Here is a 23,592-nt window from a genome sequence, read left to right as displayed (position 1 = left end):
TTCTATGGTTTAACTGTTTTATAAATCACGTATAAATTTTCATTGTGTGCATTTTGGAAAAACTTAATCACCAACTGTAAAGCACATAACAGCCCAAAGAAATTCTCAATACTAGAAAGACTATCCATACCTAAATCTGATTCTATATGATGTTGTACATAATCATCTGCTTCTTCAACCCAGCTTGGTAAAAATTCATCTGCATTCATATATTCAAGTAGAATTCCATTTTTATAAAGATGTTTTACATCCATCATTTTAAGGTAATTAAAAAACCGTTGAATTTCATTAATAATATGCGGTTGCTGATCTGGACTAAATACATTGGCTGTTGCATTGCATTGTTCCCAACTTAAATCATCTCGCCATTGTAAAAAATGTAAATCTTCAAAGCCTTTAAATTCAGCAAATAGATTTTCTAGAGCATAACCAAACACATCTGAACGGGACTCAAACCATAATTTAGGATTGATATCATCTAAAGTAAAGTGAGTTGCTGGCTCTGTATGCAGCATAAAAAAATGATAACGTTCCCAAGACATCGAATTTCCTTATTTTTTTTAAATTTTGGATAAGTTTAACCATATATAGCAATAAAAAATAACTTTTACCAATTTTGAATTGTTGGTACAGCTTTTGCATTTCTTCAGATGAATTATCAGTAAATACTTCTCCCAACGATGTGAGGACGTTATGAAAGAAAGCATGAATAATGAAGTGGTGGTCAATGCCGAGGCTTTTGCAATCGCAACCCAAATGTATGTACGTTTAAGACGCGTATCCAGTCGCGTGATTGACGTGATGTATCTGGTGCATAACAAGGAATATGCACAACATATTGTGGATATTGCCTTGGCAACACAGGATGCCGAGCTGGCCCATTATGTTGAGCGCTTGCGTCTGTTAATTGACCTATATCCTGAGCCCGCTCTCGCTTTGGTTGAAACTAAGGTGGAGGCTGAGAAAGAAAAGCCTGTTGAGGAAAATGACTACTATTCAATAGAGGTGACTGACGAGGAGATTTATCAGGCACAGGTTCACCATCACTATATTGGTGCGCTCCGCTAGCCGAATCTGTTGCAACTCTCTCATTTAATGCAACATAACGGTGAAAAGTTGTTCTGCGAAAATACAAGAATTGGGCTACACTATGCAGGTTTTGGTGATTCGACCCATAGGAATCCATTATGCATATTGCAGCCCTGCATCAACCGAGTCAGGTTCAACTGAATCAGCAAGGAAATTTAAAACACTTTTTAACCATTGAGGGCCTTTCAAGGGAAAGCCTGACCAAGATTTTAGATACAGCACAAAGCTTTTTAGATGACAATAATAACCTGATCAACCGTCCCTTATTAGAGGGTTTGACGGTGATGAACCTTTTCTTTGAAAACTCGACCCGTACCCGAACCACCTTTGAGGCTGCGGCGAAACGTTTATCTGCCAATGTCCTGAATATTGATATTGCACGCTCAAGTACTTCAAAAGGTGAAACGCTGCGGGATACGCTCTGGAATCTGGAGGCGATGGCGGCCGATATTTTTGTGGTACGTCATTCATCTTCAGGTGCCGCACATTTTATTGCCAAAGATATCTGCCCTAAGGTTGCCATTATTAATGCGGGTGATGGTCGCCATGCACATCCGACCCAAGCAATGCTGGATATGCTAACCATTCGCCGTGAAACCAAGAAACCATTTGAACAACTCAGTGTGGCCATTATCGGTGATATTAAACATTCACGGGTGGCACGTTCAGACGTTGCGGCATTACAAACGCTGGGCTGTAAGGATATTCGTGTGATTGCGCCCAATACCTTGCTGCCTGTGGGTTTTGATGAGTATGGTGATCATGTGCGTTTATTTAACCAGATGGATGCAGGCGTGACAGACTGTGATGTGATTATCGCCTTGCGTATCCAGAACGAGCGGATTGATTCACCTGCGTTAGCGTCACAGTCTGAATTTTATAAAATGTACGGACTTAACAAAGAGCGTCTGGCATTGGCAAAACCTGATTGTATCGTGATGCACCCAGGGCCGATGAACCGTGGTGTTGAAATTGATTCCAGCATTGCCGATGGTGACCAGTCCGTGATTCTCAAGCAGGTCACCAACGGGATCGCGGTTCGTATGGCTGTATTGGCACTTGCAATGCAAGGACAATTACAGGAACAGGGTTTAATTGATGCGATTGCACTGTAAGGGATAGCTCACATGAGTATTGTAAAAATTGAAAATGTCCGTGTGCTCGATCCAATTCAAAAAACTGATCTGGTTAAAACAGTTTTTATTGAAAACGGAAAATTGGTTGAAGCCGTTGATCAGGTGGATGAAAGCATTGATGGGCAGGGTAAATGGTTAATGCCAACTATGGTGGACTTGTGTGCGCGTTTGCGTGAACCAGGTCAGCAGCAGCATGGCACCTTGAAGTCGGAAGGCAAGGCAGCCCGTGCCAATGGGATTCTGCATGTGATTACCCCACCAGATTCAAAGCCAATTGTGCAGGACAATGGAGCCTTGATTCATGGTCTCATTGAAAAGGCACAACTTGATGGCGGTATCTATTTGCAGATCATTGGCGCACAGACCCAGGGTTTAAATGGGAAACAGCCAGCCAATATGGCGGGGTTAAAGAAAGGTGGCTGTACAGCCGTTTCCAATGCCAATGCTGCCTTTGAAAATGATGACGTGGTGATTCGTACCCTTGAGTATGCCGCTGGTTTGGGGCTGACGGTGGTGTTCTATGCGGAAGAACCGCAAATTGCCAAAGATGGTTGTGCGCATGAGGGCTTTATTGCCTCACGTCAGGGCCTGCCAATGATTCCTGCGATTGCAGAAACAGTGGCGATTGCCAAGTATCTACTGATGATTGAAGCGACAGGTGTTAAGGCCCATTTTGGCCTGTTGTCCTGCGGTGCGTCTGTGGAGTTGATCCGAGCTGCCAAGGCCAAAGGATTGCCTGTGACTGCCGATGTCGCCATGCATCAGTTACATTTAACTGAACAGCTAACAGATGGTTTTAATGCACTGGCGCATGTGCGTCCACCACTTCGTTCCGAACAGGACAAGGCGTTATTGCGTCAGGGTGTGAAAGAGGGCGTGATTGATGCGATCTGTACCCATCATGAACCATTAAGCAGTTCTGCGAAAATGGCACCTTTTGCCGAAACACAGTCTGGAATCACCGCTTTTGATACTTATGTGGCACTGGGTGTGCAACTGGTAAACGAGGGTGTATTTGAGCCACTGGAATGGGTGGAAAAAGTCACTTCGATTCCTGCACAGGTGGCGAATATGTCACAGCGCTGGCAACAGGAGGCAGGCTGGGTGCTGGTTGATCCATCATTGAAATGGGTGGTTTCCAAAGCGTCAATTCTTTCCCAGGGGAAAAACACCCCATTGATTGGACAGCAACTGACAGGTAAGGTGATTGGCATATTTGCCTGATAATTATCATAAAAGGCAGAATAAGTTGACTACACCTTATTCTGCTTTGTAAAATGTGATGTAAGTATTGTATTGAAAGTTTATAGAACAGATTAAAACTAAGAAAAATTCATTAAAGTAATAACAAATAGCTAAGGCTCGGCTAATACGATAAAGCGGTTGAATGGAAATTGGAGTAAAGAATATGTCTATAAATCCAATGGAGTTACTTAAACAGAAAGTTTCATCGGTCATCGTCAATGACCAAACTTGTCTGGTCAATGAAAAAAATGCCATCTTATCAAGATTCTACCCAATTCTCTTAAGTCGTTTTTTAGCAAATCCAGAACTGATTGATCAACTTAAGGAAAAGCTAAGGCCTTGTCTGTCTGATTTACTGGAAAATAATGATCAGGTGATCAATTCATTGCTCATACATCTTGCTGCTGGAAAACTTTCAGTTACAGAAGTAGAGACCACCTTAAATCGGGCAATTCCTAAAAGCCTGGCTGTGCTTTCAGCTGAGGTTGGCAATGAGGCCATCTATATTATTCATTATCTTAGGGAGCATAATGTGTCGATTCAGGCACTGTTGCCTGTTTGGAGTGCCGAGGTGCTTTTACCATTGGATCAGCTTGAATTAAACGAGCCTGAACAGCCAGAAGAACCCTTGCCAGAAATGCCACCTGAGCCTCATAGACATCATCGAATTTTCCCATTTTTTACCCTATTTTTTGCCAGTTTTTCACTCATCTGGTTATACCAGTTAGGTAAATAAGTTATTTGAATGGTCTTTAAGTAAGTATATGTTTTATAGTTAAAATTTCATAATAAGAAAATGATTGATAAGATGCGCTATGTGTATTTTTTAACATTTTATTTGTAAATTGTGATGTAAGTCTTGTATTTAAATTATGTAAAAATGATCAAAAAAAATATAAATGCTTAGAATGAAAAGCATCAGTTTGTGTGTAATAGAACAATTTGCCTAAGCAATCTGAATATTATAAATTTAATTTGTTGGAGTAAATAACAATGTCAATAAATCCAATCGAACTGTTAAAGCAAAAAGTCACACCTGTATTCCTGAATGACCAAGACGGTTTGACCAGCCAAAAAAATGCACTTTTATCCAGGTTCTATCCAATTTTTCTTTCCATTTTGATGGCAAAACCTGAACTGATCCAGAAACTAAAAGACTCCATCTCACCCTCATTAGCGGTTTTATTTGGTCAGGATGAGCAGCTTAAAGATACATTTTTGTCCAAGCTTACGGATGGACAGCTTTCCAATATAGAGGCTGAGCAGACATTGACACAGGCGATTCCTAAAAGCATGGCTGCTTTGACCAGCGAGGCTGGCAATGATACGCAGAGTATCCTGCATTATTTACAGCACCATGCTGATTCAATCCGTTCACTGTTGCCAGTCTGGGCCGTGGGGTTGCTTGCACCTTTAGGACTTATCTCCAGTAGTTCTGCCACAACATCGAATTTGGCAAATTCCCCTGTGAATGGTGCAGGCAAATCACGGGTTTGGTTGCCGATTGTGGCACTGATTATTCTGGCTTTATTGGTTGCGTGGCTATGGAAATCCTGCCAACAGCAACAGGTGGCTGTGCCTATAGACAATCGTTCTGATTCTTCAGCATCTGAAGTGGCTGCAAATGTAACTCCTGCAACATTCTCATTGCGTACTGATGATAAGGGTGATGTTTCTCAATGCCATGCAGGAATTGGAGATCAAGGATTGTTTGCAGCCATGCAGGCAAAAGTGAAAGAGGTTTTCTCTTCGGCTCAAGACTGTACACTTGATACTGCTACAAACTATGCAGCGTCATTTACCGATCAGGCTGGGCTTGCTGGTGTGCTGGGTTTATTGAAAGGTGTACCCAATGTATCTCTCGATTGGGTTGGGGATAAACTGACATTAAAGGGTGGCGATTCCGCTAAACTCAATGAATTGGCTGGGCAGATAAAAGCTCTTGTACCCAATACCGAAGTTGTGGTGGAAACTGAGGATAATACCGCTCAAACCGTAACCAATAGCCTGAACGCAGCCCAGGACGCTTTGGCAAATATTGATAGCAATCAGGTTGATATCAACGCAGTCATTAAGGCTTTAAATCTACAGATTATTAACTTCGCAACAGCTTCCCATCAAATTCCAGAGGAAAATAAAGCCATCTTGGATAAGGCTGCCACATTAATGAAAAATGTCAAAGATGCCAAACTTACAGTGGCTGGTTATACTGATTCAACTGGTAATGCTACTAGCAACAAGGCTTTATCACTGAAACGTGCCCAGGCTGTGGTGGATTATCTGGTCAGTCAGGGGGTGGATGCTGCTCAACTTAGCGCCGTAGGTCATGGTGCTGATCATCCAGTGGCAGATAATGCAACAGAAGAGGGACGTTTTAAAAACCGCCGTATTGAATTTTCAGTAACCTCGTAAGCTGTTATTTAAGCAATGCTTGAAAGGAGTTATGGCGACATAACTCCTTTTATTTTGACCATTTGCTTTAGCTATTTAATTATAAATAGGACTGTTTAAAGCAAAATAAAGAAAAAACTCGAAAATAGGCTTTTAAATTGAGTAGAATACGCCCGAAAAAAACAAGACAAGAGGGTGATTCAAAATGAACAGGTTTTTTATATTTACAACTTTGACAACGACAATGTTATTGGTGGGTTGTAATAAATTAAAGCCAACTGAGAAAGCCGAAGATGCCGCAACGGCTGCTTCCGAGTGGAGCTGTACCAATCAGGAAAATCTCAACCATATTCAGGCGGCGTTGAAAAAAGAATATTTAAAACAGATTGACCGTAGTTTAAGACAAAGTGACTACCAGTCTGACTATGACATTCTTGATAAAATCAACAAGGGACTCAAGTTTGAAATTACCAATGTGCGTACTTTAGAGGCTGAGAGTGGGGAAGCATCAAAAACCAAATTAAACTGCGAAAGCCAGTTGGTGATTTCTTTCCCGAAAGGCTTACAGAAACGTGCAGAAAATGCCTATCTTGAAGAGCAAAAATATCAGGGTGATGGGGAGTGTGAAGAGAGTTGTAAGCCATATACCCTGAATGATCATTTTTCCGATAGCGAATATCCACTAAGTCTTGAAGATGACCAATTAAAAGGCGAGTTCTTGTATGACCTCACCAAAACAGATAAAGATGGATTGGTCTTTAATATCCCAAGTCAGAACTCTGTGATTGAGGGTGTGGTCTTTATGGCAACAAGGGCGGTGCAGTATGTTGCTTATTTAAAGGAAAATCAGCGGATTGAAAAAGAAGGGGCAGCATATCAACAAGAGTATGATGCCAATGAGTCTGCTCAAACTGACTTGGCACAAAAAGCCATGAATGTACGTCAAAAAGAGTTGGATGCTGAAAAAGCCAAACAGGTTGAGCGTTTAAATCAAGCCTGGGATCAATTTACGCCTGAGCAAAAAGCACAGTTGCAGCAGGACCAGTCCGACTGGTTTGAAAAACGTGATGTGGACTGTAAGGTGCTGTCACAAAAGAGTGTCTATGATATTGCTGAAAAAGACATGGAAACCTATCAAAAACAGTCACGATACTGGAATGATGCAATGCGTCAGCAGAATCAGGATATGCAATATACGCAATGTTTTACCAAGCGTACTGTTGAGCGTGTGGTTTACTTGAATAATGTGTTTAATTAACAGGCCATTTTTAACTTTTAAACAGGTTGATTGAGATTTCTGCATAAAATCGAGCTATCCATAGCTCGATTTTATTTTTTGTATTTCATTTTGCTATGCTTGAGCAAATTTCCTGATAGAGAACTGCTATGAAAATCACCCTGATTGGTTCTGGACGTGTGGCAACCCATTTGGCGTTAGTATTACAGAGCCAGCACCAGATTGTGCAGGTCTTTAGCCCTAAGCTGGCCCATGCGCAAAAGTTGGCGCAGCAGCTTGATGCACAGGCGATCAACTGTCCGAGCCAGCTTGATCCACAGGTTGATCTGGTCATTGTTGCAGTGAGTGATCAGGCGATTTCCCAAGTCATTCATTCAATTACTGGATATTTACCACAAAATTTGATTGTTCATACCTCTGGCAGTACCAGTCTGGCAGTCATTGAGCATACACATCCGCGGGCAGGTGTATTTTATCCACTGCAAACCTTTAGCTTTGAGCGTGAAGTGAACTGGCTGGAAACGCCATTGTTTGTGGAAGCAACTCAGCAGCAAGATTTGGAACGTTTAACACAATTGGCAAATAGCCTGAGTAACCGAGTTTATCAATACAGTTCCAAGCAGCGTCAGACCCTGCATTTGGCGGCAGTGTTTGCATGTAATTTCACTAATTATTGTTATGACATGGCCCAGCAGATTGTTGAGGATGAACAGGTTGATTTTAGCCTGCTTTATCCCCTGATTCTGGAAACTGCGGACAAGGCCACAAAGCATAACCCCAAAACCATGCAAACTGGGCCTGCCATGCGGGGTGACCAGAATATTCTACAGATGCATGGTCAGTTGCTGGCTGGGGCAGATCTTAAAGATTTACAGGACATCTATGTATTGCTGAGTGAGGGGATTTTTAAACGTCACCAAATCAATGGATGAGTTGAGCTTTATGAATAAGCCTGTCATCTAGGCTGAAGCGTTCGGATATTCCAGAATGAATTAATGCAATCGAACATATTCAGCATAGTAAATGTTGCCTTTTCATGTTAAACCTAAACCGAACTTTAGATAAAAATAGCTCAGATGAGGACGGCCGCATGGACAATTCAGAGCAAACAAAGCATAAACAAGAGAATAATGGCTACGCCAGAATTGAACCTTATACCCAGCCTGCTGGGGGATGGGGGGCACTGTTAAGTGTTGCACGCAATCTCAAACGACAGGATATTCTCAAGAAAGGTTCAATCACCTTACTGAATATTAACCAGCCTACAGGTTTTGACTGTCCAGGTTGTGCATGGCCCGAAAAGAAAGACGCACATGCCTTTAACTTTTGTGAGAATGGCGCAAAAGCAGTGGCTTTTGAGGCAACCAGTAAAACCGTTACACCTGAATTTTTTGCACAGCATACGGTCAGTTGGTTGTCTGAACAGAGCGACTTCTATCTTGAAGATTTGGGGCGTTTAACCGACCCGATGCGTTATGATCCAGTCTCGGATAAATATGTCCCGATTTCATGGGATGACGCATTTCAACTGATTGCCAAACATTTGCAGGCTTTGGATCATCCAGATAAAGCCGCATTTTATACCTCTGGTCGTGCCAGTAATGAAGCGGCGTTTTTGTACCAGCTCTTTGTCCGTAGTTTTGGCACCAATAATTTTCCAGACTGTTCCAATATGTGCCACGAAACCACCAGTGTCGGGCTAACCGATTCGATTGGTTTGGGTAAAGGCACCGTCACGCTGGATGATTTTGATCTGGCGGATGCGATTTTTAGTTTTGGACATAATCCAGGCACCAACCATCCGCGTATGTTGGCAACTTTACGGGAAGTGTCAAAACGTGGTGGCAATATTATTGCCATTAATCCGATTAAGGAGCGTGGACTGGAACGTTTTCAGGACCCACAAGCCCCTCTGGAAATGATGACCAACGGCAGTACCCCAATCAGCCGTTATTATTTCCAGCCTAAAATTGGCGGTGATTACGCCTTATTGTTTGGTGTGCTGAAACACTTGTCCGAATGGGATAAAAAGGCACTTGCCAAAGGCAAACCAAGCGTTTTTGACCGTAATTTTATAGCCATGAACACCATTGGCTTTGATGAAATGCTGGCTGAGGTGGATCGAACGCCGTGGGATCACATTCATAAACACACAGGGCTTGCTGCTGAACAGTTGGAATCCATTGCCAAAATGTTCCTTGATTCGAATAAAGCCATTTTCTGTTGGGGCATGGGGATTACCCAACACCGTCATGGAACAGCCAATATTCATATGCTGGCTAATTTAATGTTGGCAAGGGGACATATTGGTCGTCCAGGTGCAGGATTATGTCCAGTGCGTGGGCACAGTAATGTACAGGGTGACCGTACTATGGGTATCAATGAAAATCCAAGTAAAAAACTGCTGGATAACATTGATCGGGTGTTTGGCATTCAATCACCCCGTAAACATGGTTATGGGGTCGTGGACACCATCAAGGCAATGTATGAGGGTGATGTCAAAGTCTTTATTGGTCTGGGTGGTAATTTTGCGGTTGCCACGCCTGACACCTTATATACACAGGAGGCGTTACGCCGTTGTGACCTGACGGTGCATATCACCACCAAGCTGAATCGAAGTCATTTGGTCTGCGGGCAGGATGCCCTGATGCTGCCTTGTTTGGGGCGTACCGAAGTGGATATGCAACTACATGGTGCGCAAGCCATTTCAGTTGAAGACTCAGTGAGTAATGTGCATCTCTCCGCAGGACGCAATCCACCCATTTCAGACAATATTCTCTCTGAACCTGATATTGTCGCCCGAATGGCAGAAGCGACCTTGCCTGACAGTCAAATTAAATGGCGCTGGTACATTGAAAGCTATGACCGTATCCGTGATTCGATCGCAGAAGTGTTTGATGAATTTCATGATTTTAATCAACGGGTTTATCAGCCAGGTGGTTTTCATCTGGAGCATCCTGCCAATCAGCATGTCTGGAATACACCAAGTGGCAAAGCTCAATTTTTGATTACGCCATTGGCGGAGGTTTATGAGGACAAGGAAAATCAATACGCGGCGGCTTATAGTGAACAGCAAGTCTACACCTTGATGACCACACGCTCACATGATCAGTACAACACCACGCTGTATGGTTTGGATGATCGTTATCGGGGGGTATTTGGACAGCGTCGAGTCTTGTTTATGAATCAGGCTGATATTGATGAAGCGGGTTTTGAGGCGGATCAATGGGTTGATATTGAGAGTGTATTCTCGGATGGAGTCAAGCGGATTGTGCATAGTTTCCGTATTGTGCCTTATAACATTCCACGCGGTAGTCTGGCGGCATATTATCCTGAAACCAATCCACTGGTGGCATTAAGTAGCCATGATAAATATGCCAAAATTCCAGCATCCAAAAGTGTTCCTGTCATCTTGCATGCGGGACAGGCACCTGAGCATTTTAATCTAGCGATTGCGGTTGATCCAGAACATGCCAATGACATTGTTCATCATACAAATTGATATTCAGGTAGAGGGCATACATGGCAGCAGTGCAGGGTGTGGGATATGAAACGATGCAGGTGCATCGTTTTCGTCGCAATGTATCGGAAAATGAGCTGGACTATATCGTTCAGGAATATCCAGTTGCACTGATCTATAACGGAATTTCCCATGCAGTGATGATGGCAACTCCCGCAGATATTGAAGTGTTTGCCAAGGGCTTTAGCCTTTCTGAGGGTATTCTGCATAGTTTAACTGAGCTTTATTCACTGGAAGTTCATCAGGATGAGTTGGGTGTTCAGGTTGAGATGACCATTTCATCACGGGCATTTATGACGTTAAAAGAACATCGTCGGATGATGGTGGGGCGAACGGGCTGTGGTCTATGTGGTATCGAAAGTCTTAAACAGCTTTATACGAACTTGCCTACCGTCAGTAGTGTTGTTTCCTCAACATGGCTGAACCAGATTCCCCATGCCATTGCCCAGTTAAAAGTCAGGCAAAAAATTACCGAATTGACGGGTGGCGCGCATGCCGCAGCCTGGGTGGTGAAAGGGCAGATCATTGCCCTGTTTGAAGATGTGGGACGGCATAATGCCCTGGATAAATTGCTGGGTTATCTGGCTGAGCAGAAACTCAATGTCGCGGACGGATTTGTGGTGATGACCAGCCGCGCCAGTTATGAACTGATCCGAAAATGTGCGCAATGCAATATTGCATTATTGGCAACGATTTCTGCACCAACCAGTATGGCAATTGAGATGGCAAAAAAGGTCAATCTCACTTTGGCAAGTTTCTGCCGTGGCGATGGTTTTGTTTTATATACTGAATAAATCTTAAACATTTGTTGTTGAGCTGATACCTAAAACAACATGATATGTGTAGGATAAGGTAACTGAACTCATCCATTCCGAAAAATTATGAATATATCTTTAAGACCACAACCTGTGATCAATAATCTTTCAGGTGAGAATGCCCTGTTTATTGTGTTGGGCATCAATACCAATCCTGATCATTCAGAAATTATTGACTTTCTTGCCAATTTCTCCGCTTTGGTGCGTAGCCTGACCAACCGTTTTTCGCAGGGGAACTTCAGTGCTTCTGTGGGGATTGGTTCGCACGCCTGGGACCTTTTATTTCCAGAAATGAATAAGCCTAAGGAGCTTGTGCCGTTTCAGGAACTCAAGGGACCTCGACATACAGCGGTTGCAACCGCAGGGGACCTGTTTTTTCATATCCGCGCCAACCAAATGGCGATTTGCTATGAACTGGCTTCCATTCTGCATGAGCAGTTAAAGGAACATACCTATCCAATCAGCGAGACCAAGGGCTTTAGATACTTTGATGGTCGTGCCATTCTTGGTTTTGTGGATGGTACGGAAAACCCTGAACATGAAATTGCCAAGGACATTGCCTATGTCGGACAGGAAGATGCCGAGTTTCTTGGTGGTAGCTATGTCTTTATCCAGAAATACCTGCATAACATGGAGATGTGGAAAAGCCTGACCACTGAAGAGCAGGAAAAAGTGATTGGTCGAAAGAAATATGATGATGTTGAACTGGGTGATGATGTGAAGCCCCAAAATGCGCATAATGTAGTGAGTAAGGCGCATGATGCAGAGGGCAACGAGTTAAAAATTCTAAGGGCCAATATGCCATTCTCCAATCCAACCGAGGGGGAATATGGCACGTTCTTTATTGGTTATTCGCGCTCATTCAACATTACCAAAACCATGCTGGAAAATATGTTTCTCGGCAAGGAAAATGGTCACATTGATCGTTTACTCGATTTTAGTACCGCCGTTTCAGGTAGCCTGTTCTTTGTACCTACCTTTGATTTTCTAGATGATTTGGCTGATTGAGTTCAGCCATTTTTACAATGCCAAGAGAATAAAAATATATCAATCATTTCATCCTATTATGGTGAAAAGATTCTTGCTAACGAAGCGTGTTCACTTCTTAATTCGCTTCAGTTTTTCTGGTTAAATCAAAATACACAGGTGCTTAATTCTATTAAGCACTCTATTGTTTTCTAAAATTCAAAAAATTCATTTTTTAACCCAATTTATTAGATTGGCATATTCATTGCTTCATTTATGTTATCTGGTCAGACCAGTCAGACAATGCAATAAATTGGAGCATGCATGGATATAGAGCAATTTAATCAATTGAACCTAGGTGAGGCAAATCTGGTTTTGCAGCCCTGTGTCCATATTCCCAGTTGGATTGCAAAACTTGTACAACATCGGCCTTATGCTGCAACCGATGAACTGTATCAAGCAGCTAACGCGCAGGCACAAACGTGGCAGTGGCATGAAATTGCAGAGGCTTTGGCGCAGCATCCCCGTATTGGTGAGAAAAAGGCGGCAGCGAATTTATCTCAAAAGGAACAGCAGTTTTCAAAACAGGAACAAGGACAAGTTGAGCCAGACACTGTGCTGCAACAGGCGCTATATCAGGGCAATCTGGAGTATGAGCACAAATTTGGACATATTTTCCTGATTCGTGCAGCAGGGCGCACAGGTATGGAAATTTTGGCTGAATTGCAACGCCGTTTAAAAAATACCATCGAACAAGAGCAACAGGAAGTGAAACAGCAACTGGCTGAAATTGCCCTGATTCGCTTAAAACAGGAGATTCAATAATGGCGGGTATCAGCACTCATATTTTAAATGCCTCACTGGGTCAACCAGCCCCAAATGTCTTGGTAAAACTATTTCAAAATACAGCTCACGAATCTGTTTTGCTGGATCAGCAATTGACTGATGCTGATGGGCGTATTCAGGCATTTAAAATTAACTCATTTATAGAGGGTAAATATCAGTTGGTTTTTGAGGTTGCTGATTATTTTCAGGCTTTAAATATCGAAAGCTTTTATCCAAGTGTGTGCATTGATTTTAAGGTGGCGGATGTTCAACAGCATTATCACGTCCCTTTATTAATCAGTCCTTTTTCCTACTCAACTTATCGTGGCAGTTAAACAGAAATTAACCGATGTGGAAATGATGAATTTAATTTGAGGAATATACCGATGCATCAAGACAACATACACAGTGAAAGCGATACAAGTGTATCAGCAGAACATCAATATTTAGGTATGCGTAAAAATGTGGTTTATGGTTTACAGCATGTATTGACCATGTATGGTGGAATTATCGCACCGCCCTTGATCATTGGGGCTGCGGCAGGTCTGGAAGCATCAGAAATTGGTTTGCTGGTTGCTGCGGCATTATTTATAGGGGGAATTGCAACGGTATTGCAAACTATAGGCTTTAAGCATTTTGGTGCAAAACTGCCTATTGTTCAGGGCGTATCATTTGCTGGTGTTGCCACAATCTTGGCGATTGTCAGTACAGGCGGTGGACTGGCTTCTGCATTTGGTGCAGTGATGGTGGCTTCTTTAATCGGTTTATTGCTTACCCCTTTCTTTGCCAAGATTATCCGATTTTTCCCGCCAGTGGTAACAGGCTGTGTGATTACCATGATTGGCATTTCACTGACACCTGTGGCTATTCGCTGGATTATGGGGGGGAATCCCAAAGCTGAAAACTGGGGTGATCCTGCCAATGTTGGACTGGCTGTGATGACTTTGGCAATTGTCATCATCTTTAGCATGTTGCGTAGTCAGGTGCTACGCCGTCTTGCGATTCTGATTGCGATTGTACTGGGAACCATACTTGCTTATTTTGCAGGTTTTGCCGATTTTTCCAAAGTTGCCACAGGGCCTGTTTTTGCCATGCCAAGCTTTTTTTACTTTGGTGCTCCTGTATTTGAGTTTTCTGCCATTCTTTCAATGGTCATTGTAACTTTGGTGATCATGACTGAAACCACGGCAGACATTATTGCGATTGGTGAAATTGTGGGAACGAAAGTGGATTCAAAACGGATTGGCGATGGTCTGCGTGCTGATATGTTATCCAGTGCTGTTGCACCAGTTTTTGGATCATTTATGCAAACCGCTTTTGCCCAAAATGTAGGCTTGGTGGCGATTACAGGTATTAAAAGCCGCTTTGTAGTAGCAACCGCAGGGGGAATTCTGGTTGTTTTAGGTTTATTGCCAGTTGTTGGGCGTTTGGTGGCTTCCATTCCAATGCCAGTTCTGGGTGGGGCAGGCATCGTGTTGTTTGGCACAGTCGCGGCGAGTGGGATTCGTACCTTGGCCAAAGTGGATTATAACGACCATAAAAATCTGATTATTGTGGCGACTTCACTTGCAATTGGCATGATTCCAATCGTCAATCAGGAGTTTTATGCACAGTTTCCAACCTGGGTAAAAACCTTATTGCATTCAGGGATCAGCTCTGCCTGTATCACAGCAATTTTACTGAATATCATCTTTAACCATTTACCGTTTAGTAAAAGGTCAACAGAGGTTGGCTCGCTTCCGTTAAATTCAGGGCATTAATCTCACAGGTTTATTGCTTCATTTTCTAACCGATTTACATTTTTTAAACATCACAATTAAAAGTCGCTTATTCATTTTTTGCATAGGCCTAGGAGAGTTTTTTGCCCTAAAAAAGCGAGAACAGGATTTCAAGGTCGTCAGCATTTGTTTCGCAATTGCCTAAGCTGATTTTTAAATGTCATCCAAGGGGAAATTTATGAAAAACTTTACACTGAAATCTGCAACCTTAATCATGGCGATGACCGCTGCAATGCAGGGGCAGGCAGCAGATACCAGTTTAAATGGGCTATTTAATCTACATCAGGATTGCCAAATTAAGGATAATTCTGTGCAGTTATTGGGGCAGGCTTTGAGCTGTGGCAGTGTGCATGGGGTGGTAAAGGCAACCTATTATTCCTTAAATAATGGTTATTTTGTTAATAACCTAAATCAGGATACGTTCACAGCAGGAGGTTATGTTAAATATGAGACAGCGCCTTTTTATGGGGTGCAGGCTGGAGTAGGGTATGACTTACAGCGTCGTCTGGATGATAAAGACCAAAAACCAGAAGTTCCTGAATTACAGAATGATCGTGATGGTTTAGCGGAAGCTTATGTGGCATGGAAAAATGATCTGGCGAGAGTAACGATTGGTAATCAGCGCCTGAATTTACCGTTTATGGGGGATTATGCTGATCGCCGTGTACTGATGTATTTGTACCAGGCAGCAGATGTCCAGATTGGAAATAATACCGATTTCCTGCGTCTGACCAAAGTGAATAAATATAAAAGCTATGGTGAAGACGAATTTACTAAAACCTCGCGTCAGAATGAGAAACTTGAAACAGATGGCGTGTGGTCTTTTGGAGCTGGGAAGAGTATAGCGCTGGCAGGTGACAAAAAATTAAAGGCGCAGCTTTGGTATCAGAATTATGATGACTATACGCGTCTCATTTACACTCAGGCTGATTTGGCATTTGCAAAACTCAATTATGCGCCTGAGCTTTCACTGCAATATATTTCGGGTAAAGATCAGGGCAAGGCGCTTGCTGGTGAGGTCAATAGCCAGATTTTTGGGGCTCAGGCTGCATTAAAAGTGTTACCGACTGCAACGATTAAAGTGGCATATAACTATATTAAACCTGATCATGGCAGTTATTTAAATGGTGCGCTTTTAACACCTTATGCCACTAAAACCTCATCAGGTGAAATCTTTGCTCAGCCATTTTTTACCAGTACCCAAGACCTTGGAGCTGGCAACGCCTTTATGGCTTCGTTAGAGGGTAAAGTATCTGATCAGGTGATTGCAGGCGCTCGATATTCATTTATGGATTTAAAGGAAGCGGAACATTTGGATAGTCGTAATCAGTCAGAATACATGATCTTTGGTATTTATAATTTTACAGGTGCATTCAAGGGGTTTAGCGTTAGTAATTTCTTTGGTATTCAAACATCTCCACGTTATGAAAAGGACTTCTTGCAGAACCGTCTTACATTAAGCTATAAGTTTTAATTCGCTTTTTAATGATGCATATTTTCAGGTGGAAATATGCATTTTTTAATTAATTTTAAAGATAAAATAATCAATATATTAACTTGCTTATTTAAAAAATCTACTTGAATAAATAGAGATAAAAAATCCCTCAAAATAAGAGGGAAAATGTTAAAAATCCAGAAAATTAATCCAGTGGATTGCCCACAATATTACTGATAATCCCTTGCATAATATGATTGCCTTGTTCCTGATAAAGAGATTGATACCATTCTTCAGTCACTTGTGGGTCTTTCATATGGGTAATATCACAACGTTTACGAGCACGTAAAACCATTTCTTTGGTGCGGTCATTGCGTTTATTTTGATAACGTTCCAGTGCATCTTCCAAACCAAAAGTATTGATCTGTAAGGCACGGGCAAGGTAAATCGCATCTTCCATTGCCTGACAGCCACCTTGTCCAATATCAGGCGTGGTGCTATGTGCTGCATCGCCTAATAGCACCACTCGACCTTTATAGAAATTCATAAACGGTTCAATGTCATGAATTTCAACACGATTGGTTCTTTGTTCATCGAGTACATCAATCAATTTTTGTACAGGCTCACACCAACCCTGAAAATACTGTTTTAATTTTGCTTTGTAATCATCACGTTGATTGGCTAGTCCTGCTTCTAATGGTACATCAAAGAAGAAATAAAAGCGGTTTTGTGCGACAGGCATCAGGGAAACCCGTTTTCCCTCACCGATATAAGTTGTCCATTGCTGTGCACGGGCAATGTCTTCATCAATTTCAACCAGACCATTCCAGTTGACATAGCCTGCATAGCGACGCTCCACCTGATAACCGAGTACAAATTTACGGGTAATGGAGTGTGTACCATCAGCACCAATCAGCACATCGGCTGTGACCTGAGTACCATCTTCAAAATGTAGAGTAACTTCCTCTTCTGTAGATTCGATTTCAACCATTTTCATGCCGAGTTTGATATTTTCCAAACCAAATTGCTGCATGAGTAGTTGTTGTAGATCAGCTCTGGCGACAGGGTAGGCACGTTGTCCCACTTCTTTATATAAAGGTGTCAGACTAAATTGGGTCATGGTTTGCTGATTGAGTCCATCAACATAGGCAAGGGATTCCATCTGTCCACCCAATGCCTGAATTTGATCAGTTAAGCCCAAATAGTTTAGGCATTTGACCCCATTTGACCACAACGAAATGGCAGCGCCCACAGGCAGGATTTCAGCCGCCTGTTCATAGATCGTAACTTGATGACCAAATTTTTTTAAAGCGATACCAGCAGTTAACCCGCCCATACCTGCACCTACAATCGCAATATTCATCATTTAGACCCTAAATATTTTTCAACAAATAAAAATTTCTATAGAGTATTAAGCGAGAATTGTGCCAATTTTTAGAAACTGGTTTTACTGGTCATACCAGTTATTTTGCTTTATTAAAAAGCAGAATGGGAAAGAGTGCTTTGATGTGGTTCATAGCGTGAGGTAAATTGGTGCATGATTTATTTCTGTTCATGCCGAGAAAAATACACACCTGCACGCTGCGCAGCTCCAATGATATGTGCCTGCATGGCTTTTTCCGCAGCAGCCCCATCTTGTTTAAATAAGGCATTTAAAATGGATTCATGTTCCTGAACAGTTTTAAAGGCGAGGTTAGGTTGCATAAAAGGAAGTATCTGGCTTTTTTTAATCCATTCAGTATGCATTCTAAGTGTTTGAATAATAGATTGATTATGGCTAAGGTCAATAATGCGTTGATGAAAGGCATAATCCGCTTCAGAGGCTACTTGCCAATTCTGTTCTTTAATCGCTGTGGAAAGGGTATCGTAATACTGTTGGAGCATGGTTTTATCATTTTCAGTCAAATACTCACAGGCTAATAGTGCACAAAAACTTTCCAGTACATAACGCAGTTGATAAAAATCCTTTAAAGAAACCCGATGTTCTCCCTCCCATTGTTCGGCTGCCTGACTATGCTGTGAAATCACATAGACGCCTTTACCTGCCTTAATTTCCAGTAAACCTAAAGCTGCAAGGCGAGTCAGTGCTTCACGTAAAGAAGCTCGGCTGATGCCGAGCTGAATCGCCAGATCACGTTGTGAGGGCAAGGCTGAACCCACTGCATAACTGCCTTGTTGAATACGTTGATGAATCACTTCCACAGCTTGCTCAGTCACCTGAGATGATTTTCCATTGAGCATTGCCTGTGGGTTCATGAGCCACATATCCTGAATTAAATGAAGCTTGATTTTACACAAAATTGCTCTTTTGGGAGTGATTGAAATTAAAAATGAGCAGATTTTTTATAACAGGTCAGACCAGTTGGACTGGATTTTGCATAAACTATAGAAATGAAATATTCAGGATTGACCAATGACAGTGCATATTGCCAAAACCATCCCTTTACCGAGTCATTTACAGGCATTGACCAATCTGGCAGATACCCGAATTGGTGCAGCGATTGTGTCATGTTCAGATGAGTTTTTTGCCAAAGCGGAAAGAATGCTGCAAAGCGAGCCAGCAAAATTTATCGAGGGCAAATATGATGATCATGGCAAATGGATGGATGGCTGGGAAAGTCGCCGCAAACGTGAAGCTGGCTATGACTGGTGTATCGTGCGTTTAGGTGTGACAGGCAATGTGACTGGTTTTGATATTGATACCTCATTTTTTACAGGCAATTATCCTGCTTCGGCATCCATTGAGGGCTGTTATGCCGCTGATGAAAATTTGGAAAATGCAGAATGGATTCAATTATTAGAAAATTCAGTGCTTTCTCCAGACAATCATCATTTTTTTGATTGTATGCCCCAGAAAATTACCCATATTCGCCTGAATATTTTTCCTGATGGCGGCATTGCTCGTTTAAGAGTCTATGGCAATGTGGTGTTGGAGCATGTCGATACCACGAAGCAGCTTGACCTGATTGGTCTAAAAAATGGTGGTCGTATCGTGGCATTTAGTGATGCACATTTTGGACATCCCAATAACTTGCTCAATCCTGATCGTGGTTTAAATATGGGCGATGGTTGGGAAACTAAACGTCGTCGTGCACCTGGCTTTGACTGGTGCATTATTGCCTTAGGACAAACAGGTCAGGTGGAAAAAATAGAAGTGGATACTGCTTATTTTAAGGGCAATTATCCTGCGTTTTGTTCGATTCAGGCGGCTTATGTGGAAAATGCTACCGATGCACAATTGATTCCGCAAAGTATGTTTTGGTCGTTTTTATTGGAACAGCAACCTTTGAGTATGGATAACGTGCATGAATATATCGCTGAAATTCTTAAGCATCAAAAAGTCAATTATATTCGGGTCAATATGATTCCTGATGGGGGAATTAGTCGGATTCGGTTATGGGGAAAAATTGCTGAATAGTCATTTTATAATTAAGCACAGCCTCAAAAGCTATCGAGATAAATATATGATTTGTGTATAGGCTTTTGCCTTACTTTTCAGGGATGAAAAGTAACAAAAATCCTTTGTTTGGCTGATGGTACATCCTGAGCAATTTCGAAGCAACGCTTTGAAAGCAGCGCAAGGCAGCCAAACGGGCGGCATCCATGCCGCCTTTCACGATAGTAAAAGGTTGTTTAGATTTAGATAGGTGAATGTTCGAAATCATTATTTATAATTTAAAATGTGAAAATAGATTATGTATGAAAAAAATATCCAGATTCAGCCATTAACGCAGGAAAGTTTTGCGCCTTTTGGTGATATCATCGAAAAAGAAAATCGGGATTTTTTTCCGATTAATAATGGATTGACTGAGCGTTATCATGCGCTGTCTTTGGCACAGGTGTCAGGGGAAGATGTGGCAGTGGGGATGAGTATTTTTCATAATCTTGCTGCAACTGAGCTGCCATTTCACATTGAAATGCTGGAGCGGCATCCATACGGTTCACAGTCATTTATTCCTTTGCAACAACAGAAATTTGTGATTGTGGTGGCATTGCCATTGGATCATACACAGCCTGATGAACAACAGATTTTTGCTTTTTTATCCAATGGTCAGCAAGGCGTCAATTATCATCAAGGGGTATGGCATCATTCATTAATTACTTTAGAACACAATAGTGATTTTTTGGTGGTTGATCGGATTGGTGGTGGAAATAATTGTGATGTATATCAGATGACTAAGGATTATGTAATTGTAGGTTAAATTTAATTTGCCATGTCGTAGGGTGCGATGGTAATCGCACCGTTATAAGTTTGTCTGAGGATGTTTTAATTGAATAAAAAGATTGTCTTTTAAGGGAGGGACGATTGTCATCCTCCCCTACAAGCAAATCAATATTTTCCTTCAAAATTTGCACTAATCCGTTGTTTTAAATATTCCTTTGCAGTAATGGCAGGATATTTTTTATTCGGGCTTTCAATCAGCACATCTTCATTGGCTTGACAGAAAAATGCCAGACTATAACGTGCGCCTTGATATTCATGTGCCTCAGGATTTTTTACCCGATGGAAATTGGATGGCAATTGATCATCACTCCAGCGCATCAGCATATCACCAATATTACAGGTAATGACATCATCACGAGGTTCAATACTGGTCCATTGCTGCTGTTCCATATCCTTGCCTGGGCAAACCTGTAAACCACCTTGACCGTTACGCTGGAATAGTAAAGTTAAGCAATCAAAATCAGTATGTGCACCTGCACGCCATAAACCAAGTTGATCTTTCAATGCTGGATCAATGGCATAGTAGTGCAACATACGTAAAGTGCTTTGATAGGTTTCCTGATCTGGATCATGCGCAAGTGTGAAGAAATTATCAGCAAAACCGAGTTTATAGGCAAAACAGGAAAGAATTTTCATGCCGACTTGCCAGCAGGCACGTTCAAAATTCAGCATGGTATTTTTAAAATCAGGAAGTTCCTGTTCAGTTGGATAGAGTCCAGTCATACGTGGACGGGTAATCTGATAGGATTCTTTTTGGTCAGGGGTGCTGGTTGATGGGCGAATCTGTGCCTTGCTTTCCCAGCCTGCATTCCGATTTAAAGGATATTGTGCTTTAACCTGTTCAGGTAGCTTAAAAAATTGTTGTGTCATATCAAAGGCATTCTGGATTTGACCTAAATCAATGCCATGATTTGAAACCTGAAAAAAACCAATATCGGTTGCAGCAGACCAGAGTTGATCGGCAATTTCATATTTACGTTGTTCAAAATCAGACAGATCAATCACCCGAACTTCACGTTCAAAAGTTTCCTGACCGAAAGCACCCATACAGGATTCTTTTTGCAGTTCTTCCAAGCTGTAGTTATTTTCAGCGAGTTTGGTCATGTTTGCGCTATTCATATTTCAACCTCTATTTCTGGATAAACCATGACCCAATCAAATAGATTGAAAGAGACTGGGTCATTTTTTCAAAAAAGAGCCATACTCTCTAAATAAATAAAAAGTAAGCTGATTCCTGAGCAATGACCCACATCAAATAATAACGATTTAAACTCGGTATGATTACCATCATACCCTACAAAATTATCATAAAAATTTGCAAATTTATGGCTTGTAGGGGCAGCTGGCAATCTGCCTGATATTAATCTAAATTGTTTTGATGCTGAACGCTTCTACTCTGACAAAATAATATTAAGCATTTTTGATGCCAATTCCTGCAATATAAAGAATTGCTATTTAAATCATAGGGTTTTGGTCAATTAACCTATTATTATCTCAACATAAAAGTCATTTGTAATCAGAATGAATCATTTTAGTCCCATTGCTGATTTAAAATGGTGCAATATTAAGATGAGTAAATTTTTATTATGTTCAAAATAAGAAAAATACTGTTTTTTATTGGCCTAATTATTTTTAAGATAAATCTATATTTTTTAACTTAATGAAAAATATCATTAAATAAATGTTGGCACGTTGTTTGCTAAATCATAACTGAGTATAAGCGGTTAGTGTGTATAACACATGGGACATTGCTCTACAGCGTTCGCTGTTCCTCTTTTGGGGACAAGGTCAATTTATTTGGCCTTGAGAGAAAATGTGTATGTGAAAACCTGTAGATATACATTTGCTTTATTGCCCCTAAAAGAATAGCGATATGAGTTCATACATATTTAGGGGTCTTATTTATGAAAATTCAACACTATGTAGGTAAAGCACGATTAACCGCTATTGCAGGTGCATTATTATTCAGTTCCTTTACCCATGCTGCCGATAAATTGGTATTACAAACCACATGGTATGCACAAGCCGAGCAGGGTGGATATTATCAGGCTTTGGCACAAGGCATCTATAAAAAATATGGTCTGGATGTTGATATTAAAATCGGTGGGCCACAAGTGAATAATATGAGTTTATTACTCTCTAAACGTGCTGACATTATTATCAATTATGATTTACAAGTATTAAAGGGCATCGAAAGTAATTTTCCAATCAAAGCTGTGGCAGCACCGTTCCAGTTCGATCCGCAAGGCATCCTGACGCATAGTGATGTCAAATCACTGGCTGATTTAAAAGGCAAAACCATTCTAGTCTCTACCAGTGGACAGGCAAGCTGGTGGCCGTGGTTAAAAGGTAAATATAAGCTGGATGTATCACAAGCTCGTCCGTATACCTTTAATATGCAGCCATTTCTGGCAGGTAAAAACGTAGCACAACAAGCCTACGCCACCTCAGAAGTATTTCAGGCTAAAAAAGCTGAACCATCAAGCAATTTCTTCCTCTTTGCCGATGCTGGCTATCCTGCCTACGGTGGCATTTTAGTGACTCGTAATGATGTGCTGCAAAATAAACCTGATGTGGTGAAACGTTTTGTACAGGCTTCAATGGAGGGGTGGAAAAATTATCTGGCTGATCCACGTTTAGGTAATGCCATCATTAAAAAAGAAAATCCAAATATGAATGATGAGCTACTGGCATTTGCGGTCAGTCAAATGAAAAAGTTACAACTGATTGATGGTGGCGATGCCAAAACCAAAGGCATTGGTGTGATGACTGATGCACGTTGGAAAGCCACACGAGACTTTATGGTGAACTCAGGTTTGCTCGATGCAAAAACCAACTGGAAATCGGCTTATACCACACAGTTTAATCCTGTGAAGAAATAAGTCATTGCATCTTCTGGTTAGAAAATAGGGCGTCTGTCTAAAGGGGAA

At 41.5% G+C, this 23,592-nt stretch carries 21 protein-coding genes; 17 read left to right on the top strand and 4 right to left on the bottom strand.

From position 1 onward, the window contains the following. Positions 1–2: 2 nt before the first annotated feature. On the bottom strand, positions 3–542 hold the full coding sequence (locus QTA56_RS05155) for a hypothetical protein (protein WP_267979849.1): 540 nt from the start codon (positions 540–542) through the stop codon (positions 3–5). A gap of 151 nt (positions 543–693) precedes the next feature. On the opposite strand from QTA56_RS05155, the gene QTA56_RS05150 reads away from it, so the two are divergent. The 14 genes from QTA56_RS05150 (at position 694) to QTA56_RS05085 (ending at position 16,476) form a co-directional block, all read left to right on the top strand. Beyond that, positions 694–1,068, top strand: coding sequence for a hypothetical protein (locus tag QTA56_RS05150; protein ID WP_267979848.1), 375 nt, complete (start codon positions 694–696; stop codon positions 1,066–1,068). Positions 1,069–1,187: 119 nt separating this feature from the next. Next, the gene (locus tag QTA56_RS05145) at positions 1,188–2,204 is read left to right on the top strand and encodes an aspartate carbamoyltransferase catalytic subunit (RefSeq protein WP_004759718.1); all 1,017 of its coding nucleotides are present in this window, start codon (positions 1,188–1,190) and stop codon (positions 2,202–2,204) included. Positions 2,205–2,216: 12 nt separating this feature from the next. Continuing rightward, positions 2,217–3,449 (top strand): dihydroorotase, encoded by a 1,233-nt coding sequence (locus tag QTA56_RS05140; RefSeq protein WP_267979847.1) that lies wholly within the window; start codon positions 2,217–2,219, stop codon positions 3,447–3,449. Positions 3,450–3,633: 184 nt separating this feature from the next. Further along, complete coding sequence (locus QTA56_RS05135) at positions 3,634–4,206, top strand: hypothetical protein (RefSeq protein WP_267979846.1); 573 nt, start codon at positions 3,634–3,636, stop codon at positions 4,204–4,206. Between the two features lie 257 nt (positions 4,207–4,463). Next, a complete protein-coding gene (locus QTA56_RS05130; RefSeq protein WP_267979845.1) occupies positions 4,464–5,882 on the top strand; it encodes an OmpA family protein in 1,419 nt (472 codons plus the stop codon). A gap of 184 nt (positions 5,883–6,066) precedes the next feature. Beyond that, positions 6,067–7,119, top strand: coding sequence for a DUF1311 domain-containing protein (locus tag QTA56_RS05125; protein ID WP_267979844.1), 1,053 nt, complete (start codon positions 6,067–6,069; stop codon positions 7,117–7,119). A 128-nt stretch (positions 7,120–7,247) separates the two neighbouring features. Beyond that, positions 7,248–8,030 (top strand): Rossmann-like and DUF2520 domain-containing protein, encoded by a 783-nt coding sequence (locus QTA56_RS05120; protein ID WP_267979843.1) that lies wholly within the window; start codon positions 7,248–7,250, stop codon positions 8,028–8,030. A 158-nt stretch (positions 8,031–8,188) separates the two neighbouring features. Next, positions 8,189–10,600 (top strand): FdhF/YdeP family oxidoreductase, encoded by a 2,412-nt coding sequence (locus QTA56_RS05115; protein ID WP_267979842.1) that lies wholly within the window; start codon positions 8,189–8,191, stop codon positions 10,598–10,600. A gap of 20 nt (positions 10,601–10,620) precedes the next feature. Continuing rightward, positions 10,621–11,412, top strand: a complete 792-nt coding sequence (gene fdhD, locus QTA56_RS05110; protein ID WP_267979841.1) for a formate dehydrogenase accessory sulfurtransferase FdhD — start codon at positions 10,621–10,623, stop codon at positions 11,410–11,412. An 87-nt stretch (positions 11,413–11,499) separates the two neighbouring features. After that, entirely contained in the window at positions 11,500–12,441 is a 942-nt protein-coding gene (locus QTA56_RS05105; RefSeq protein ID WP_267979840.1) for a Dyp-type peroxidase, read from the top strand. 282 nt (positions 12,442–12,723) lie between these two features. Then, positions 12,724–13,224, top strand: coding sequence for a 2-oxo-4-hydroxy-4-carboxy-5-ureidoimidazoline decarboxylase (uraD, locus tag QTA56_RS05100; RefSeq protein ID WP_267979839.1), 501 nt, complete (start codon positions 12,724–12,726; stop codon positions 13,222–13,224). Next, positions 13,224–13,559 carry a hydroxyisourate hydrolase gene (gene uraH / locus QTA56_RS05095; protein ID WP_267979838.1) on the top strand — a complete coding sequence of 112 codons (336 nt, stop codon included), beginning with the start codon at positions 13,224–13,226 and terminating at the stop codon, positions 13,557–13,559. Before uraD ends, uraH begins: the two co-directional genes overlap by 1 nt. 51 nt (positions 13,560–13,610) lie before the next feature. After that, positions 13,611–14,984: a nucleobase:cation symporter-2 family protein gene (locus QTA56_RS05090; protein WP_267979837.1), complete on the top strand. Its 1,374-nt coding sequence runs from the start codon at positions 13,611–13,613 to the stop codon at positions 14,982–14,984. A 196-nt stretch (positions 14,985–15,180) separates the two neighbouring features. Next, entirely contained in the window at positions 15,181–16,476 is a 1,296-nt protein-coding gene (locus QTA56_RS05085; protein WP_267979836.1) for an OprD family outer membrane porin, read from the top strand. Positions 16,477–16,642: 166 nt separating this feature from the next. Here QTA56_RS05085 and hpxO read toward each other — a convergent pair whose 3' ends face one another. Then, on the bottom strand, positions 16,643–17,800 hold the full coding sequence (hpxO, locus tag QTA56_RS05080) for an FAD-dependent urate hydroxylase HpxO (RefSeq protein ID WP_267979835.1): 1,158 nt from the start codon (positions 17,798–17,800) through the stop codon (positions 16,643–16,645). 179 nt (positions 17,801–17,979) lie between these two features. Further along, positions 17,980–18,693, bottom strand: coding sequence for a FadR/GntR family transcriptional regulator (locus QTA56_RS05075; protein ID WP_267979834.1), 714 nt, complete (start codon positions 18,691–18,693; stop codon positions 17,980–17,982). 157 nt (positions 18,694–18,850) lie between these two features. On the opposite strand from QTA56_RS05075, the gene alc reads away from it, so the two are divergent. Both alc and QTA56_RS05065 read left to right on the top strand, forming a co-directional pair. Beyond that, positions 18,851–19,855, top strand: coding sequence for an allantoicase (gene alc / locus QTA56_RS05070; protein ID WP_267979833.1), 1,005 nt, complete (start codon positions 18,851–18,853; stop codon positions 19,853–19,855). Positions 19,856–20,132: 277 nt separating this feature from the next. Beyond that, positions 20,133–20,639 carry an ureidoglycolate lyase gene (locus QTA56_RS05065; RefSeq protein WP_267979832.1) on the top strand — a complete coding sequence of 169 codons (507 nt, stop codon included), beginning with the start codon at positions 20,133–20,135 and terminating at the stop codon, positions 20,637–20,639. Between the two features lie 128 nt (positions 20,640–20,767). Here QTA56_RS05065 and QTA56_RS05060 read toward each other — a convergent pair whose 3' ends face one another. Next, on the bottom strand, positions 20,768–21,781 hold the full coding sequence (locus QTA56_RS05060) for an isopenicillin N synthase family dioxygenase (protein ID WP_267979831.1): 1,014 nt from the start codon (positions 21,779–21,781) through the stop codon (positions 20,768–20,770). Positions 21,782–22,566: 785 nt separating this feature from the next. Between QTA56_RS05060 and QTA56_RS05055 the strand changes: the two genes are divergently transcribed. Continuing rightward, entirely contained in the window at positions 22,567–23,544 is a 978-nt protein-coding gene (locus tag QTA56_RS05055; RefSeq protein ID WP_267979830.1) for an ABC transporter substrate-binding protein, read from the top strand. Positions 23,545–23,592 lie beyond the last annotated feature (48 nt).

Source organism: Acinetobacter thutiue, from assembly GCF_030385805.1.
Classification (GTDB): Bacteria; Pseudomonadota; Gammaproteobacteria; order Pseudomonadales; family Moraxellaceae; genus Acinetobacter; species Acinetobacter corruptisaponis.
This window is presented reverse-complemented; position numbering and strand designations above follow the sequence as displayed.

What these genes read in the sequence shown, in the direction of transcription:
- QTA56_RS05155 (WP_267979849.1), bottom strand. Translation starts at nt 542, where the DNA reads ATGTCTTGGGAACGTTATCATTTTTTTATGCTGCATACAGAGCCAGCA.
- QTA56_RS05150 (WP_267979848.1), top strand. Translation starts at nt 694, where the DNA reads ATGAAAGAAAGCATGAATAATGAAGTGGTGGTCAATGCCGAGGCTTTT.
- QTA56_RS05145 (WP_004759718.1), top strand. Translation starts at nt 1,188, where the DNA reads ATGCATATTGCAGCCCTGCATCAACCGAGTCAGGTTCAACTGAATCAG.
- QTA56_RS05140 (WP_267979847.1), top strand. Translation starts at nt 2,217, where the DNA reads ATGAGTATTGTAAAAATTGAAAATGTCCGTGTGCTCGATCCAATTCAA.
- QTA56_RS05135 (WP_267979846.1), top strand. Translation starts at nt 3,634, where the DNA reads ATGTCTATAAATCCAATGGAGTTACTTAAACAGAAAGTTTCATCGGTC.
- QTA56_RS05130 (WP_267979845.1), top strand. Translation starts at nt 4,464, where the DNA reads ATGTCAATAAATCCAATCGAACTGTTAAAGCAAAAAGTCACACCTGTA.
- QTA56_RS05125 (WP_267979844.1), top strand. Translation starts at nt 6,067, where the DNA reads ATGAACAGGTTTTTTATATTTACAACTTTGACAACGACAATGTTATTG.
- QTA56_RS05120 (WP_267979843.1), top strand. Translation starts at nt 7,248, where the DNA reads ATGAAAATCACCCTGATTGGTTCTGGACGTGTGGCAACCCATTTGGCG.
- QTA56_RS05115 (WP_267979842.1), top strand. Translation starts at nt 8,189, where the DNA reads ATGGACAATTCAGAGCAAACAAAGCATAAACAAGAGAATAATGGCTAC.
- fdhD (WP_267979841.1), top strand. Translation starts at nt 10,621, where the DNA reads ATGGCAGCAGTGCAGGGTGTGGGATATGAAACGATGCAGGTGCATCGT.
- QTA56_RS05105 (WP_267979840.1), top strand. Translation starts at nt 11,500, where the DNA reads ATGAATATATCTTTAAGACCACAACCTGTGATCAATAATCTTTCAGGT.
- uraD (WP_267979839.1), top strand. Translation starts at nt 12,724, where the DNA reads ATGGATATAGAGCAATTTAATCAATTGAACCTAGGTGAGGCAAATCTG.
- uraH (WP_267979838.1), top strand. Translation starts at nt 13,224, where the DNA reads ATGGCGGGTATCAGCACTCATATTTTAAATGCCTCACTGGGTCAACCA.
- QTA56_RS05090 (WP_267979837.1), top strand. Translation starts at nt 13,611, where the DNA reads ATGCATCAAGACAACATACACAGTGAAAGCGATACAAGTGTATCAGCA.
- QTA56_RS05085 (WP_267979836.1), top strand. Translation starts at nt 15,181, where the DNA reads ATGAAAAACTTTACACTGAAATCTGCAACCTTAATCATGGCGATGACC.
- hpxO (WP_267979835.1), bottom strand. Translation starts at nt 17,800, where the DNA reads ATGAATATTGCGATTGTAGGTGCAGGTATGGGCGGGTTAACTGCTGGT.
- QTA56_RS05075 (WP_267979834.1), bottom strand. Translation starts at nt 18,693, where the DNA reads ATGAACCCACAGGCAATGCTCAATGGAAAATCATCTCAGGTGACTGAG.
- alc (WP_267979833.1), top strand. Translation starts at nt 18,851, where the DNA reads ATGACAGTGCATATTGCCAAAACCATCCCTTTACCGAGTCATTTACAG.
- QTA56_RS05065 (WP_267979832.1), top strand. Translation starts at nt 20,133, where the DNA reads ATGTATGAAAAAAATATCCAGATTCAGCCATTAACGCAGGAAAGTTTT.
- QTA56_RS05060 (WP_267979831.1), bottom strand. Translation starts at nt 21,781, where the DNA reads ATGAATAGCGCAAACATGACCAAACTCGCTGAAAATAACTACAGCTTG.
- QTA56_RS05055 (WP_267979830.1), top strand. Translation starts at nt 22,567, where the DNA reads ATGAAAATTCAACACTATGTAGGTAAAGCACGATTAACCGCTATTGCA.